This window comes from Variovorax sp. 770b2 (assembly GCF_900115685.1).
Classification (GTDB): Bacteria; Pseudomonadota; Gammaproteobacteria; order Burkholderiales; family Burkholderiaceae_C; genus Variovorax.
In genome coordinates this window covers 66,747-81,652 of record NZ_FOXJ01000009.1, presented here as the reverse complement: position 1 = coordinate 81,652, position 14,906 = coordinate 66,747, and the positions used below count along the sequence as shown (strand labels likewise).

General features: G+C 61.5%; 14 protein-coding genes and 1 pseudogene. 5 read left to right on the top strand and 10 right to left on the bottom strand.

What is annotated here, in order from left to right:
• Positions 1–121: 121 nt before the first annotated feature.
• From BM133_RS31120 to BM133_RS31080, 9 genes are all read right to left on the bottom strand, one after another.
• On the bottom strand, positions 122–844 hold the full coding sequence (locus BM133_RS31120; protein ID WP_093442834.1) for a ribonuclease activity regulator RraA: 723 nt from the start codon (positions 842–844) through the stop codon (positions 122–124).
• 18 nt (positions 845–862) lie between these two features.
• Positions 863–1,648, bottom strand: a complete 786-nt coding sequence (locus tag BM133_RS31115) for an SDR family oxidoreductase (protein ID WP_093442832.1) — start codon at positions 1,646–1,648, stop codon at positions 863–865.
• 196 nt (positions 1,649–1,844) lie between these two features.
• Positions 1,845–2,639 carry a Bug family tripartite tricarboxylate transporter substrate binding protein gene (locus BM133_RS31110; protein WP_093442830.1) on the bottom strand — a complete coding sequence of 265 codons (795 nt, stop codon included), beginning with the start codon at positions 2,637–2,639 and terminating at the stop codon, positions 1,845–1,847.
• An 11-nt stretch (positions 2,640–2,650) separates the two neighbouring features.
• Positions 2,651–3,388 carry an amino acid ABC transporter ATP-binding protein gene (locus BM133_RS31105; RefSeq protein ID WP_093442828.1) on the bottom strand — a complete coding sequence of 246 codons (738 nt, stop codon included), beginning with the start codon at positions 3,386–3,388 and terminating at the stop codon, positions 2,651–2,653.
• An 8-nt stretch (positions 3,389–3,396) separates the two neighbouring features.
• Positions 3,397–4,080, bottom strand: a complete 684-nt coding sequence (locus BM133_RS31100) for an amino acid ABC transporter permease (RefSeq protein WP_093442826.1) — start codon at positions 4,078–4,080, stop codon at positions 3,397–3,399.
• Position 4,081: 1 nt separating this feature from the next.
• A complete protein-coding gene (locus BM133_RS31095; RefSeq protein WP_256219405.1) occupies positions 4,082–4,807 on the bottom strand; it encodes an amino acid ABC transporter permease in 726 nt (241 codons plus the stop codon).
• Positions 4,808–4,901: 94 nt separating this feature from the next.
• Complete coding sequence (locus BM133_RS31090) at positions 4,902–5,801, bottom strand: amino acid ABC transporter substrate-binding protein (RefSeq protein WP_093442824.1); 900 nt, start codon at positions 5,799–5,801, stop codon at positions 4,902–4,904.
• A complete protein-coding gene (gene epsC, locus BM133_RS31085; protein ID WP_218158411.1) occupies positions 5,798–6,664 on the bottom strand; it encodes a serine O-acetyltransferase EpsC in 867 nt (288 codons plus the stop codon). Before epsC ends, BM133_RS31090 begins: the two co-directional genes overlap by 4 nt.
• Before the next feature lie 22 nt (positions 6,665–6,686).
• Positions 6,687–7,889, bottom strand: coding sequence for a pyridoxal phosphate-dependent aminotransferase (locus BM133_RS31080; RefSeq protein WP_093442822.1), 1,203 nt, complete (start codon positions 7,887–7,889; stop codon positions 6,687–6,689).
• A gap of 200 nt (positions 7,890–8,089) precedes the next feature.
• Between BM133_RS31080 and BM133_RS31075 the strand changes: the two genes are divergently transcribed.
• The 4 genes from BM133_RS31075 to BM133_RS31065 all read left to right on the top strand — a co-directional run bounded on the left by BM133_RS31075 (position 8,090) and on the right by BM133_RS31065 (position 10,526).
• A complete protein-coding gene (locus BM133_RS31075; protein WP_143100251.1) occupies positions 8,090–9,013 on the top strand; it encodes a LysR family transcriptional regulator in 924 nt (307 codons plus the stop codon).
• 147 nt (positions 9,014–9,160) lie between these two features.
• Complete coding sequence (locus BM133_RS35645; RefSeq protein WP_256219404.1) at positions 9,161–9,709, top strand: thiolase family protein; 549 nt, start codon at positions 9,161–9,163, stop codon at positions 9,707–9,709.
• Between the two features lie 167 nt (positions 9,710–9,876).
• Complete coding sequence (locus tag BM133_RS35640; protein WP_371286372.1) at positions 9,877–10,128, top strand: hypothetical protein; 252 nt, start codon at positions 9,877–9,879, stop codon at positions 10,126–10,128.
• A gap of 149 nt (positions 10,129–10,277) precedes the next feature.
• Positions 10,278–10,526 carry a hypothetical protein gene (locus BM133_RS31065; protein ID WP_093442818.1) on the top strand — a complete coding sequence of 83 codons (249 nt, stop codon included), beginning with the start codon at positions 10,278–10,280 and terminating at the stop codon, positions 10,524–10,526.
• A gap of 228 nt (positions 10,527–10,754) precedes the next feature.
• Here BM133_RS31065 and BM133_RS31060 read toward each other — a convergent pair whose 3' ends face one another.
• On the bottom strand, positions 10,755–12,125 hold the full coding sequence (locus BM133_RS31060) for a hypothetical protein (RefSeq protein WP_143100250.1): 1,371 nt from the start codon (positions 12,123–12,125) through the stop codon (positions 10,755–10,757).
• A gap of 938 nt (positions 12,126–13,063) precedes the next feature.
• On the opposite strand from BM133_RS31060, the pseudogene BM133_RS31055 reads away from it, so the two are divergent.
• Positions 13,064–14,206 (top strand): annotated as a pseudogene (locus BM133_RS31055) (2-isopropylmalate synthase); the annotation flags it as partial.
• Positions 14,207–14,906 lie beyond the last annotated feature (700 nt).

Here is a 14,906-nt window from a genome sequence, read left to right as displayed (position 1 = left end):
GCCCGGGAGAAATCCGTCGCATTCTCAGGTGGTGCGCGACAGCTCATCTTGCGCCTGTCGAGAACTTCGCATCAGTCTCCTCTCAACGAGAGTGAAGGCAAAGTCTGCCAGGCGTTCTCAATTACTTTTGCCCTAACAGATACCGCTTCTGGTTATCTGCATTTGGCGGGTACAGCCCAGGTAGTGCCGCGCCTTGCTCCACCTCGGCCAATATCCAGGCCTCAAGCTTTTCCTGTTCGGGCCCGGCCGCAAGCACCTCGTCGAGATAGGCCTCGGGTATCAGGATCGCGCCGTCTTCGTCGATGACCACGACGTCACCCGGGAACACGGCCACGCCGCCGCACGCGATCGGCTCGTCCCAGTTGACAAAGGTGAGGCTTGCCACTGCGGCGGGTGCTGCGGTGCCGCGCGCCCACACCGGCAAGCCACTGGCGCGAACGCCAGGAATGTCCCGCACTACTCCATCCGTCACCAGGCCCGCCACCCCCCTCACGCGCATGCGCGCGCAGAGGATGTCGCCGAAGACGCCAGCATCGGTCACGCCCATCGCGTCGACGACGGCCACGCAGCCCTGAGGCATCTGCTCGACTGCCACGCGGGTCGAGCGCGGAGACGACCATGCCTGCGGGTTTGCGAGGTCTTCGCGCATCGGCACGAAACGCATCGTGAAGGCCCGGCCCGCCACGCGCGGCTGGCCGGGCGACAAAGGCATCGCGCCGCGGATCCATACATTGCGCAAGCCATTTTTGAAGAGCACCGTACTGATCGTGGCGGTGGTGATTTGTTGAAGCGTTGCGACGGCGTCTGGCGCCAACGGGGCGGGAGTGGTTCGGAGAGCGTCCATGGTGATGAATCCTCGTTGTCAAATGCTGGCAATCAGGCCACCGTCAACACGCACGACCGAGCCCGTGATGTATGACGCCGCGTCGCTGGCCAGAAACGCGACCGCGTTGGCGTACTCCTGTGGCGTGCCGTAGCGCCTCATGGGGATTGAGCCGGTGCTCTCAGCGCTGACCTCCGCGACCGTTCGCCCCTCGCGCTTGGCCTTCGCTTGATCCAGGAAGGCAATGCGCGCCGTCGCGATGCGGCCAGGCACCACGATATTGGCCGTGACGCCGTCGGGCGCTATTTCGCGCGCCAGGGTCTTTGACCATCCCACCAATGTCAGGCGCAGCGCGTTGGAGATGCCCAGGTTCGGAATTGGTGAGAGCACGCCGGACGACGTGCTGGTGACGATGCGACCCCAACGCCGCTCGCGCATGCTCGGTAGCACCCGGTCGGAGATCTGGATCACGGATAACACCATGGCCTGGAAGCTCTTCGCCCACAGCTCGGCGCTTTGGCCCGCAGCGGGCGTTGGCGGCGGACCACCGGTGTTGTTGATGAGCACGTCGATCGCACCGAACTCATCCTCAATGGCACGGATGCGAACGTCGATCGACGACACGTCCGACAGGTCCCAGACCTGCTGGATGGCGCGACCGCCGTGCGATCGAATCGTCTGTGCCGTCACGGCGAGCGCCTGCGCATCCATGTCAGCCAGTGCCACATTGGCGCCCTCGGCCGCCAACGTGGCCGCGATGACGCTACCCAGTCCGCCACCAGCGCCCAGCACGAGCGCAGTGCGCCCCTTCAAACCCAGATCCATAGCGTTGCCTTTCCTGTCAATCCAAAAAGATATTTTGTGAAGCCGCGAGCTGGCGCCATCGCGCCAGTTCATCAACCACCTGCTTTTGAAACAGGGCGGGCGTGCTGCCCACGATGTCGGTGCCCAGCTTCCGGAACCGGCTGCTGCACCTGCGTATCGGCCAGTGCGGCGGAGACGGCCGCGCTCAGCTTCGCGCTCACGTAGTCCGGAAGGCCCGCCGGTCGATCAGTCCGTACCAGGCTTGGGTGCTCACCTGGGGCAGCCCAAGCTCCTTGAAGGTCGGCACCTGTAGCAAAGAAGCGGTTCGGTGATCGCCGGACACGGCAAGCGCATGCAGGCGACCGCTTGCGATGAACGGCGTCGACGATGTCAACGCATCGAACAGGATTGGAACCTGCCCGCCCGCCACGTCGTTGATAGCGGGGCTGGCGCCCCGATAAGGCACGTGTGTGAGGTGCGTACCTGTCGCAAACTGAAAGCGTGCGCCCATCAGATGCGCGACACCGCCGCTGCCGCCAATGGCGAAGGAGATTGAGTTTGCGGGCTGCTTTCTGACCTGTGCGAGCAGCTTCGCCAGATCCGTTGCCGTCGCGGCCGGCCCGACCGCGAGATGCATCGGAGACCGGCCCAGATTCGAGATGAACGAGAAGCTCTTGCCAGGGTCGTATACCGGGTGCCGCGCCGCTGCGGGTGCGGTGCCCAGCGTGCCCACGGTAGCCATGCCGAGCGTGCACCCATCGGGCTTGGCGCGCATGATTTCCCCGGTGCCCACGCTCCCACCCGCGCCGCCGGCGCGGTTGTCGACGACCACCGTCACGCCCAGCGCGGCAGACATCTTGTCCGATACGAGCCGCGCGACGATGTCGGCGGTGCCGCCGGGCGAAAACAGCACGATCAGTCGGATCGGCTTGTCGGGGTAGCCGTTCGCTTGCGAAAGCGAAGGCAGCGTGCCGCACGCTAAGGCAGCAGCCAGGAACACGCGTCTTTTCATCGTCTGTTGCGTCAGTGTTGAAGAATCTTGTCGAGGAAGTCGCGGCAACGCGCAGAGCGTGCGCCCGGATTGCCAAAGAACTCGTCACGCGAACAGTCTTCGAGAATGCGGCCGCCCACGTCCATGAAGATCACCCGATCGCCGACCTTGCGGGCGAAGCCCATCTCGTGCGTGACGCACACCATGGTCATGCCCTCGGCAGCCAGGGCGATCATCACCTCGAGCACCTCCCCGACCATTTCGGGGTCGAGCGCCGAAGTGGGTTCATCGAACAGCATCACGATCGGATCCATCGACAGCGCGCGCGCAATGGCCACGCGCTGCTGCTGGCCGCCCGAGAGCTGGCCCGGGAACTTGTTCTTGTGGGCCATTAGGCCCACGCGGTTGAGCATCTTCAAGCCGCGCGTCTTGGCCTCGTCGGCCGAACGTCCCAGCACCTTGATCTGCGCGATAGTCAGGTTTTCAGTGACCGACAGATGAGGGAACAACTCGAAGTGTTGAAACACCATGCCTACCCGGCTGCGCAGTTTGGGCAGATCGGTGCCTTGCGCATGCACAGGGATGCCGTCCACGAAGATCTCGCCTTGCTGAAAGGGCTCCAGCGCGTTGATGGTCTTGATAAGCGTCGACTTGCCCGAGCCCGAAGGGCCGCAGACCACCACGACCTCTCCCTTCGCAATGCGCGTGCTGCACGCGTCTAGCACCTGCGTTTTGCCATACCACTTGGAAACTTGATGGAGTTCGATCATGGGGCGCCTCAGCGAATGAGGGCCATGCGCTGGTTCAGCCGCTTCACGACCTTCGACAGCGAGAAGCAGATGACGAAGTACGCAACTGCCGCGAGCAGGTAGGCTTCGATCGGGCGACCGTAGTTGCGCCCTGCCGTCTCGAAGCCCTTGAGCATGTCGTAGGCACCGATGGCGTAGACCAGCGAGGTGTCCTGGAACAAAATGATCGTCTGCGTGAGCAGCACCGGCAGCATGTTGCGCAACGCCTGTGGCAGCACCACCAGCCGCATGTTCTGTCCGTAGGTCATGCCTAGAGCCAATCCCGCGTTCACCTGACTACGCGAGATCGACTGGATGCCGGCGCGCGTGATCTCGCTGAAGTAAGCCGACTCGAACGCAATGAAGGTGATGTAGGCCGAATATTCCGCGCGCTGGTCCATGCCGCCAGGCAGGTGCGCGTAGAACCCTGAAGGCACGAGCAAGAAGAACCAGAGGATTACCATCACGCCGGGGATGCTGCGCATGCCGTTGACGTAAAACGTGGCCGGTATTGCCAGAAAACGCGGACCCGACAGTCGCACCAATGCGAGCAAGGTGCCCAACAGCACGCCACCCAGCGTGGCCACCACCGTCAGTTGGATGCTGAAGCGAAAGCCCGACAACACGAAGGAGCGGATCAGCTCCCAGCTGTAGAAAGACCAGTCGATCGTCATCTCAGTGCGCTCCTGCCGTCTGTTGCGCGATGAAGCCGGGTACGCGCGTCCGCCGTTCTAGCAACGACATCAGCCGATTGATCGCCAGCGCCGACAGCACATACAGCACCGTCACCGCGAGGTAGACCTCAATGCCGCGCGAGGTTTCTTCCTGCGCCTGCATTGCGAACATCGTGAGCTCGGGCACCGACACGGCGAACGCGACTGACGAATTCTTGAAGATGTTCATCGTCTCGCTCGTGAGCGGCGGGAGCACGAGCCGTAGCGCCATAGGGAGCAGCACGTGTCGGTAGTACTGCATCGTGGTGAAACCCATCGCCATTCCCGCGAGCCGCTGACCTCGCGGCAGCGCCTGGATGCCGGCGCGAACCTGCTCGGCCACGCGCGCTGATGTGAACAGCCCGAGCGCCAGCACGACCATGACGAACCCAGGTACGTTCTTCATCGTGGGCACCAACGCCGGCACCACGTAGTACCAGAGAAATAGTTGCACAAGCAAAGGCACGTTGCGAAACAGCTCGACCCAAGCGTCGCCGATATGCACGATCCACGGGTGGTCGGGCAAGGTTCGAAGTGTTCCGACCACGAACCCCGCCGCCAGCGCCACAGCGAGCGCACTCAACGCTACACCGACGGTCCAGCCCCAAGCGGACAGCATCCACTGCAGGTAAGAGGGGTGCGCGCCACCGGGGTCCAGCAGGAACACCCGCCAGTCGAATGCATTCAAGGAAAAGCCTCTTTGAGGAGTATGAGCGAACCACGCCCGGGGGCGGGCCTCTGTCTATATGGCCAGGGCCGCAGCGATGGATGGTGGCGAACGCCTACTTGCGGGCGTAGTCCTCGGCGGGCTTGTCTGTGGGGTTGGCCCAAGCGTCCTTCGTGGCCTGTGACAGCGGCAGACCGACGGTCACGTTGTTCGGCGGAATCGGCTTCATGAACCACTTGTCCCACAACTGCACCAGTTCGCCCGACTTGATCTGCGCCTTGATGCTGTCGTCCACGGCCTTCTTGAAGGCCGGGTCGTCCTTGCGGATCATGATGGCAATTGGTTCTACGCTCAGCGGCTCGCCAACGATCTTGAAGTCCTTCGGCGTCTTCGATTTGGCGATCAACGCCGCCAGCGTGGAGGCGTCGATCACGTAGGCGTCGGCGCGAGCCTGTTCTAGCAGCAGGAAGCTCTCGGCGTGGTCCTTGCCAAACAGCTCCTTGAAATCGATGCCGCCGGCGCGCTCGTTCTTGCGCAGCGTTTGCACCGAGGTCGTGCCCGTAGTGGTCACAACCGTCTTGCCCGCGAGGTCCTTGATCGAGTTGATGCCCGAGTTGGCGCGCACGGCCATGCGGACCTCTTCCACGTACGTCGTCATGGCGAAAGCCACATCGCGCTGGCGCGCAGCGTTGTTGGTGGTCGCGCCGCACTCGAGGTCGACGCCGCCGTTCTGCACCAGCGGAATGCGGTTCTGCGAAGTCACCAACTGGTACTTGGTGTCCAGCTTCGTTAAACCCAGGCTTTTTTGGATGTCGCGGATGATATTCGAGCACACCTCGTAGTGGAGGCCCGTATAGCGGCCATCTCCTAAGGCGTACGACATGGCCGTCGATTCGCGCACGCCCATGGTGACGCTGCCACTCGCCTTGATTTTTGCGAGCGTGTCGTTCGCCTGTGCCGCTGCGGAGCCGGCGAACACAAGTGCAATAGCGATCGCCGAAAGCTGTTTTTTCATTGGGAAGCTCCTGCTGAAAGGGGACGATGAACCGGAGATTGAGGGGCCTGAGAATCGGATGGGACCAGTTGATCCATCTCTTCCGCGGGATTCGATGCGTTTGCTTTGCCCACCACGCGCGCTGGTACGCCAACCACAGTGCTGCGCGGCGGCACGTCGGCTAGCACCACGCTGCCGGCGCCGACCTTGGCGTGTGCACCTATGCGGATGGCCCCGAGTAGTACGGCACCCGCGCCGATCAACACCCCTTGTGCGATTTGCGGATGCCGCAATCCCGCAGCCTTGCCGGTGCCGCCCAGCGTGACGCCCTGCATGAGCGAGACCCCATGGCCGATGACGCAGGTTTCGCCGATCACGATGCCCGTCGCATGGTCGAACATGGCGCTATGGCCGAGCGAGCAACCGGGATGGATGTCGACGCCAAAGGCCAGGCTGGAGAGCGCTTGCAGGCACCTCGCCAATTCTTTCCTGCCGGCTACCCATAACGCATGCGCAATGCGATGCGCCTGGATGGCTTGGAAGCCCTTCTGATGCAGTACGACCGACAGAGCCTCATCACTCGCCGGATCGCGTCGCAGCACCGCGGCAACGTCGAGCGCGGCAATGTCGCCGAGCACGGCAGACGATGCGTGCAGGCCGCCGAACAACAATTCCAGTGTGTCGAACGGCAGATCGTTGCAGGCCAGTCGCGTGGCAAGAAGGGCCGAGAGCACACCGCCCCAAGTGGACTGCGACAGAACCAGGCGATCGAGCACCGGTGCAAGGATTGGCTCGGTTTGCGCCGTCCGCTGCGCCTGCGCTTGCAGCGCCGTCATCAACCGTTGCGTGGCGATGCCGGGGTGCGAAATGAGAGACACGATCATGGCCGACTCCGGGGAAGATGCCTCACTGCAGCGCCTCGCAGGCGGCGAGGATGCGCCCACAAGCTAGCTCGATCGTGGGGATCGATGTGGCGAACGAAATCCTGAACGCGGGGGACACTCCATACGCTGCTCCTTGCACGGTGGCGACCTGGTAGGCGTCGAGCAGGTACAACACAAAGTCGCTGTCGTCGCGGATTGTCTGACCGGCCGGCGTGATCTTGCCGATCTGTGCCGCGCAGGAAACGTAGACATAGAAGGCGCCCTGCGGTGCCGGACACTTCAAGTCGAAGCGGCCGTCCAGGCGCGAAACGATCAGGTTACGCCGTGCCTCGAACTCTTGGCGCCAAGCCTCGAAGAAATCCATAGGTCCCGACAGTGCGGCCAGCGCCGCGGCTTGGCTCACAGCTGCGGGGTTGCCACTGGTTTGCGACTGAAGCTTCTCCATCGCCTTCACCAGGGCCTTCGGCGCGCCGGCGTAGCCAATGCGCCAGCCGGTCATGGCGAACGCCTTGGAGACGCCGTTGACAGTGACGGTGCGCTCGAACAGCGACGGGTTGGCCTGCGCGAACGAGGTGTAGCGTGCACCGTCGTAGATCAAGTGCTCGTAGATGTCATCGGTCAGCACATGCAGCGCTGAATGGCGCCCCACCACCGCGCCGATCGCCACGAGTTCCTGCGCCGAGTAGATGGCCCCACTTGGGTTGTTTGGCGAATTCAGCACCAACCACTTGGTACGTGGCGTTATCGCCGCTTCAAGCTGGGCTGGCGTGATCCTGAAGCCGACGTCAGCTGTTGTCGCGATGACTATCGGCACACCGCCGTTAAGGCGAACGATATCGGGATAGGACACCCAATACGGCGCGGGGATGATGACCTCGTCGCCCGCATTGACGGTACAGCTCAGCACGTTAAAAAGCACCTGCTTGGCGCCCGCGCCCACGGAAATCTGTTCGGGCGTGTATGGCAGACCGTTCTCGCGTTCGAACTTGGCGCAGATCGCGCGCTTGAGTGCTGCGGTGCCGTCGACCGCCGTGTAGCGGGTCTCACCCCGGAGCAACGCAGCGTGGGCGGCTTCGACGATGTGTGGCGGCGTAGGGAAATCGGGCTCCCCGGCGGCCATGTTGCAGACATCGACGCCGGCGGCGATCAGTTCTTTGGCCCGCGCCATGGCCATGATGCTGGGGGATGGCTGGATCAGATCCATGCGGTCGGCGATGAAGGTCATGTGCGAGAAGATTTCGGCAGATGGAAGGGCTGTCGGGATCTTAGGAATGCCAGTAACATTCCACAAACGAATAGTTTTCCTTCCTCATACGAATAAAATTCGTTTATTTGTGGCGGCTGCACCAACATCGTTCGCCGTCGCTCCCAAAGCGCGCTGGCGGCTCGGCGCCGCCAGCCATAGGCGACATAACGAAGAATCCGTTGATCACCATCAAGCAACTCGAGGCCTTCTATTGGTCGACGGAACTGGCTGGCTTCGAAGCAGCCGCGGAACGGCTCAACACCACGCAATCGGCCGTTTCCAAGCGCCTGCAAGAACTGGAAGGCACCTTGGGTTTCGCCCTGTTCGACCGGAGCCGCCGCAAGGCGCAGGTCACGCCTCGCGGCGAGGAGCTCCGTTCCCTAGCTTGGGAAATGCTGAGTCTTCGTACGCGGATCATGGACATGAGCAAGGCGGCGCAGTTCGCTCCACGCACGTTCCGCTTCGGCGTGACGGAACTAACCGCCATGACATGGTTGCCGAGCATGGTGCAGCGCATTCGCGGCAGCCATCCACAAGTCACGCTCGAGCCCGTTGTCGATACCAGCGTGAGCTTGGTCAACAAGCTGAAGGCGAACGAGCTGGACTTGGTGGTGGTGCCCGACGCATTTCGCGAATCGCACTTCGAGATCGTGCCGCTCGACTCAGTCGAATATTCGTGGGTCTGCAGTCCGTCATACCTGGCCGATGTGGAGCGCCTGCCGCTGAAAGCGATGGCGCAATACACCATCATCGAGCAATCGCATGCGTCCGGACTCGGCAACATGATCGGGCACTGGCTCAACGACCACAACGTGAAGTTCCAGAACACGCTCGCGAGCAGCAACCTCACGGCCTCGGCGTCACTGACGTTGTCCGGCGTAGGTATCTGCTACCTGCCGCGACGCATCTTTGATGACGTGATCTCGCTGGGACAGCTTCGCGTGATTCGCAGCACACCGGCAATTCCTCGCGTGCCGTACGTGGTGCTTTACGAGAAATCGAAGGCTGACGACTTCCTGCGCTTCGTCACCGCTGTTGCAACCGACACCTGCGATTTCACCCGTACCTTACCCGCGTACTTTTCAGGACGAATGACGTTCTAACCTACCAGGTATGCACGATCGGCAAGCGCCTTAAGGCCTGGAACCACCGCGCCTCCTACCTGGTGAAGAGGACGATCTTCGGCGGCTTGGCCCAATGGATCTTTCAATCGTCATCATTTGGAGCACGCTCCGTGCCAGTAGCTATCGTTGGTTGATGTCATTTACCCGTTTGGACGTCACGGGGACCGCGACCTGGATGATCTCATCGTCGATGCTGCGCGAGCGGCTCGCGCATTCGGGCATCGAAGGAAAGATGTAGATGGAATCTGGCTTGGCAATCTGAACGGCGGGTTCACCCGCGACATTTTTGCCTCCTCGCTCGTTAGCCAGGCCGATCCAGCTTTGAGACGGAAGCCGGCGACCCAGGTGGAGAACGCCTGTGCGTCCGGTTCCGCCGCCATCTACGCAGCCTGTAACGCCATCGAATCGGGACGTGTCCACATCGCGCTGGTGGTCGGTGCCGAGAAAATGACGGCGGTCGCAGGCGCCGAAACCACCCGGATCCTCGGCGACTGCGGCTACGTCAAGGAGTCAGGCTTCTATCCGGCAGGCTTCCCCGGCATCTTCGCGCAATTGGCCCTGGATTACTTCCGCAGATGGGGGACAAGTCCGAAGCGCTTGCCCGCATGCGGCCAAGAGCCATGCCAATGGGGTCCTGAATCCGTGGGCACATATGCGCAAGGACCTGGGCTTTGAATTCTGCAACAGCGTCTCGGACAAGAACCTATTGATCGCGCCGCCGCCGCGCGGAATTTCTCTCGGTACGTGGCGTTCCGTCACACACACAGGTCAACGACTATCTCCCGCTTGCAAGCCGACAGGCCGCCGAATTCGAAGGGCCTCGCCGCGCATGGCCTGCGGCCCTGGAAGCAGCGCAGTTGACGGTGCATGACCTGTCATTCGCCGAGGTACATGACTGCATCACCATCGCCGAGTTGCTGACGGATGAGGCGATGGGGCTACGAGCGGCGACAGCGGCTGACAGCCACAACTCGATGGCCATGCTCGTCAGCCGCGAGGGCGAAACTCTCACTTCTCTGCTCAAGCGCTTGGACCGGGCGATCGGCAGGTGCTACGAGACCGACGAGCCCGCTGACGAGATCAATCCGCTCTGAGGATCGGTCTGGTCGTTCAAGATGGTCGCTGGATGCTCACGGTGCGCTGGGCGGGGGCGCGTAAGCAGCGAACGTGACTTTGTTCACGATATGTCGCGCTAACCGCTCTATAGCGAAACCCTAGGGCCGCCCGAAGCGTAGAGGGATCTATGCCCCTCTATTTCTTGATGAAGCTCAAGCACGTTCAACTGCCGTTGCGTGTCAACACGCCTGAAGAGATCAGGCTCGTGTCGGTGCTCAAGGCAACCGGCCTGATCGAAGCGGAGATTCACGCTCTCGAATCGATCGGACGGTATATCCCGTCGCAGGCCGCGACAGTAATCTGCATCACGGAGGAGGGGACGGCCAAGCTCGATAGCTGGATTGGTGATCGAGCGCCGATCCGTCGCCGAGCATGAATGGTCATGACGCCTTTTCGGAGTGAAGCAAGAAGCTCAGGGCCTCCTGATCGAACGCTCGGGCAGCAGGCGCCGTCAGGCATCGCAGGCCAAACCAAACTTGAAAGCCAACTACCCCTGCGGCATCATCTCGCTAACCAAAGCCGGCCATAGTCGACACCCCTGTCCCTGTTTTGGGCACATCGGCGATGAAGTCGGCATCGGTCGATGCCTGTCTGTGGGTCGCCATTAAGCGATTCCTCGGTCGTCAGCTGCTGTCAGTTTCGCGGAGAGCACATAGAAGCCGTCGCCATACACGAGGCTCTGCGGTTGAACGACGTGATTCGGGCCGAGCAGTAGTTCCTGCTCATCCAAGCGTTGGCCGGTCGTTTCCGGGCCTAGGTATACGCCCTTAGCATCGTCGCAGTCCATTACCAGCAGGATAGCCGCCTTGTTGGGATCCGTCGCTGGGTTTGACAATTGGTCCAGCAAGGCTCGGCGATGAGCATTCGCCGCGCTCGACGTGTCGGACAGGTCGAGGGCGCCCGCCGGGACACCCGGCAACTTGCTGTAGCCTGTGAAGGCCAGCGCGGTTGCCGTGTCACTGGTCGTGCTAATGAAACTGTCGTAAACGATCGGGCTCTTCTCGATGAAAGCCTTGAGGTAGCTGCGAGGATCCACGGCCACCGAATACGGTGCGGAATTTCCTGCGGCCACGCCATGCACCAGCTTCACTCCCGAGAGGTCGACTGCGTGGGCGCTAAGAAAGTCCTGCAACGTGCGCGTCCTACCCGTGAGGTCGTCGTAGGCCGACTCAAGATCGAAGGACGTGAATCTTTCCGCCTCGTCGCCAGAATCGGAGTCGCTGTCCGTCACATCGCCGTCCAAGCGATAGAAGCCGATGAAATCGGCGCAATACTTCTCGACGCCGTCGGCACCGCGATAGTCCTTATGGTTCATCGCGTGCACGAAGTCGTCAATGCTGCGGTGGCCGCATGCCGCAGCGTTCATTAGCACGTGATAGCCGGTCGACGGCGAGACATAGTCCATCAGCGCGTCTGTGAGTTCTGCGCGATCCGGATGGGAAGACGCCGCGAAAGCGGCGAACGCATCGCGTGTCTTTTGCTGGATCTGCGCCATCCGTGCCGGATCGTCTTGCAGCACGCCGGAGAGGATGCTGTCTAAGTGCGCGCGCGGTTCCAGCAACGTTGCCTGAGCCGCGGGAAAAGCTTCGGGCGCCGCCGCGACGGGCTTGAGCGCGTGCACGAATCGGTTATCCGCCAGCGACGACGCGGCGTGTGGCTTACCGCCGAGGGTCCTGGACCGGTGCACGGCGGCTGTGGACTGCAACGTCGCTCCGGTCGTCGCAACGGCTCCCGCTTCGCGCGCGAAAAACGCCTGCAACATTCCGGTGTCGGCGCGGCGATCGCTCTGCGACGCGGCCGCGGCATTTGCGCCACGCCGCGAGCCCGCCGCAGCGAGCGCATCGCTCAAAGCATGCGCTGGCCGTTTCTCTGCGCGTGGCGATACGACTTCGCCATCGGGGTCACGCTTGGGCGTGCTCGCCTGCCGCATCGAAATGGTCGGCGAGGTCGAACGCCCGGAAACACTGTCAACCATGGCTCAGCGAACTACAAGTGGACTGAGGATCGAACGTAGCAGTTGTGCTCCACACCCAAGTGCTCCCAGCCGAAGGAATAGTTCTCTCGGCGAAGTTCCCAGTCAACCTGGGTCTAGCGGATCACGAGACACTAACAAAGCCCGTTGATCGAATGAAAGGGGTCCATGAAACTTTCTCTGATACTCAATATAAGCTGACCTACGGCGGCATCGACAGACCGCCTGCCACGTCGCTTTACCCGATCACAAACGCGGCGCAATGCGCCGCCCAACTCGACTTCGCGAAGAATTGGTCCCCATTTCAATGGGAGATCGTCCAGAACATCGTGCGGCGGCCGAACGGGCTGGAGAGCTGGATAAAGCCACTAGGGGCCGCTGCTGTCGGCTCTGAGATCGAACCGAGTGGCCGTGCTTGCACGGCAGTGATCGATCATGCCGCCCGCCCTGTGTTGGGCGGTCTTGGTGTTTAGGTGGATGCGCGTGCTTCGCAGCGGCGTCAAGGGAGCGCCGCTTGGGCGGCGCGGGGCCAGTTCTGCGCTGGTTGCCGGGTGTGCCAATCGACGTCTGCCTTCGGGGTCGCCCATTGACCAACGCATAGCGCGCACGGGCCGCTGTCCAGGGCTGCGGGCTTTGCCACCGTCCTTATCCGGTCCCACTAGCGTGGCTGCGGCTTTCGGGCGGTCCCTGTACTGACGTTCAATCAACCAAGCCACAGTGACATTGAGTCAAGGTCAATTCCTCCTGACGCCCAGTCCTCGAAAAATATTCCGAGTAGTGACCATTTATCCAAAGATCCTCCTGCAAAGGCCTCCGGTTAGGTTGAAATTCTGAAGCTCAATCTAGATGAATAGGGGAAGAATTGCGGTGTGGACAAAAGCAACCCGGCCAAGGTTTCGGAAATGTGACTGCCACTACGACCAGATCAAGGAACAAACTACATGGCTGACAAACTTATCATTTTCGACACCACTCTGCGCGATGGCGAGCAGTCGCCCGGTGCTTCTATGACCAGGGACGAGAAGTTGCTCATCGCTCGCCAACTGGAGCGCCTGCGGGTCGACGTCATTGAGGCTGGCTTCCCGGCCAGTTCCAATGGTGATTTTGAAGCCGTCGCGGCGATCGCCAGGACCATCAAGGAATCGACCATCTGTGGCCTTTCGCGGGCCAATGATCGCGACATCTCCCGTGCCGCAGAGGCTTTGAAGGGAGCGGCCAGCAGCCGAATCCACACCTTTATCGCAACTTCGCCGCTGCATATGGAGAAAAAGCTGCGCATGTCACCTGATGAGGTATGCGAGCAGGCAAAAAAAGCCGTGCGCTTCGCCCGGAACCTTGTGAGCGATGTCGAGTTCAGTCCGGAGGACGGGTACCGTAGCAACGTTGATTTCTTGTGCCGTGTCCTGGAGGCGGTGATTCATGAGGGCGCGACCACCATAAACGTACCCGATACGGTCGGCTACGCCATCCCGGAGCTCTACGGCAGTTTCATCAAGACGCTTCGCGAACGGATTCCTAACAGCGACAAGGCGATTTGGTCCGTTCACTGTCACAACGATCTAGGCATGGCCGTGGCGAACTCCCTGGCCGGCGTGAAGATCGGCGGCGCGCGCCAGGTGGAGTGCACGATCAACGGGCTGGGCGAGCGCGCAGGGAACTGCTCGCTCGAAGAAATGGTCATGGCGGTAAAAACCCGCCGGGATTATTTCGGACTCGATCTCAGTATCGACACTCAGCACTTGGTCGCCGCCAGCCGCCTAGTGAGCCAGACCACCGGTTTCGCGGTGCAGCCAAACAAAGCCATCGTGGGTGCCAACGCCTTCGCACACGCCTCTGGCATTCACCAGGATGGCGTGCTCAAGGCGCGCGACACCTACGAGATCATGCGAGCCGAAGACGTAGGCTGGGCTGCGAACAGAATCGTGCTTGGCAAACTCAGTGGTCGCAGTGCCTTCACGCAGCGTCTCCAGGATCTGGGTATAACCATGCAAAGCGAAGCGGATCTAAACGCCGCTTTCCTTCGTTTCAAACAGCTAGCTGATGGAAAGGTCGAGATTACGGACGAAGACCTCCGAATGCTCGTTAACCCAGCCGCGTTAGATATCCAACCCCAGGTGTAGGCCGCTGAACATGAGGCTGAAGCGTTGCTTCGGCTCTTGTAGTTGCTCAAGTTCTTTGTCGATAGTCATTCAGAACGCCATCTTTCGCGTTGGTACTGGCTCCGTTGCGACACTGACGTCTTCGGCCTTCATGAATCTTCGGTTGCTCGCAAGGGCGCGGCCGATGGTCGAACCGGCAGCGCTTTGCCGCGCGGACAGGGGGGGACGATGGGTCGCGCAGACGGCGTTTGCGCCGATGGCCAAGTCGAAGGACAGATGCCCCGTGCTAGCACTGCATGAGTGGTTGCAGTTAGTAGGCATCACTGCTGGGCTTCTCTTTAGACAGGTGAGCTGTCACGACTATCTGACGTGTGAAAAAGGGGCCTTACGCCGCAGGCCGTGGCCCAAATGGTCCGGGCTGCTGTCCGGGCTGCGAAGAGAACGAGATTTCTGGACTGTAGCTGCATATTTGCTCCGATCGGGAATGCTTAAGGAGTCCGCGCGACGGCTGGCATACCGGTGAGCGAGATCATGGGCGTGACGCGGGATGCATCCGTCGCAATGCTGTACGTCTATATAAGACTTGCCAGCCAGTCTTCGTCGAACTGCTGCCGCATCGCTGGGTGTTGTCGCCAGCCTGATCTGCGACTGCCGTCAAGACGCGATCACCACGCGCTTACGAAGC

What these genes read in the sequence shown, in the direction of transcription:
- BM133_RS31120 (WP_093442834.1), bottom strand. Translation starts at nt 844, where the DNA reads ATGGACGCTCTCCGAACCACTCCCGCCCCGTTGGCGCCAGACGCCGTC.
- BM133_RS31115 (WP_093442832.1), bottom strand. Translation starts at nt 1,648, where the DNA reads ATGGATCTGGGTTTGAAGGGGCGCACTGCGCTCGTGCTGGGCGCTGGT.
- BM133_RS31110 (WP_093442830.1), bottom strand. Translation starts at nt 2,639, where the DNA reads ATGAAAAGACGCGTGTTCCTGGCTGCTGCCTTAGCGTGCGGCACGCTG.
- BM133_RS31105 (WP_093442828.1), bottom strand. Translation starts at nt 3,388, where the DNA reads ATGATCGAACTCCATCAAGTTTCCAAGTGGTATGGCAAAACGCAGGTG.
- BM133_RS31100 (WP_093442826.1), bottom strand. Translation starts at nt 4,080, where the DNA reads ATGACGATCGACTGGTCTTTCTACAGCTGGGAGCTGATCCGCTCCTTC.
- BM133_RS31090 (WP_093442824.1), bottom strand. Translation starts at nt 5,801, where the DNA reads ATGAAAAAACAGCTTTCGGCGATCGCTATTGCACTTGTGTTCGCCGGC.
- epsC (WP_218158411.1), bottom strand. Translation starts at nt 6,664, where the DNA reads ATGATCGTGTCTCTCATTTCGCACCCCGGCATCGCCACGCAACGGTTG.
- BM133_RS31080 (WP_093442822.1), bottom strand. Translation starts at nt 7,889, where the DNA reads ATGACCTTCATCGCCGACCGCATGGATCTGATCCAGCCATCCCCCAGC.
- BM133_RS31065 (WP_093442818.1), top strand. Translation starts at nt 10,278, where the DNA reads ATGCCCCTCTATTTCTTGATGAAGCTCAAGCACGTTCAACTGCCGTTG.
- BM133_RS31060 (WP_143100250.1), bottom strand. Translation starts at nt 12,125, where the DNA reads ATGGTTGACAGTGTTTCCGGGCGTTCGACCTCGCCGACCATTTCGATG.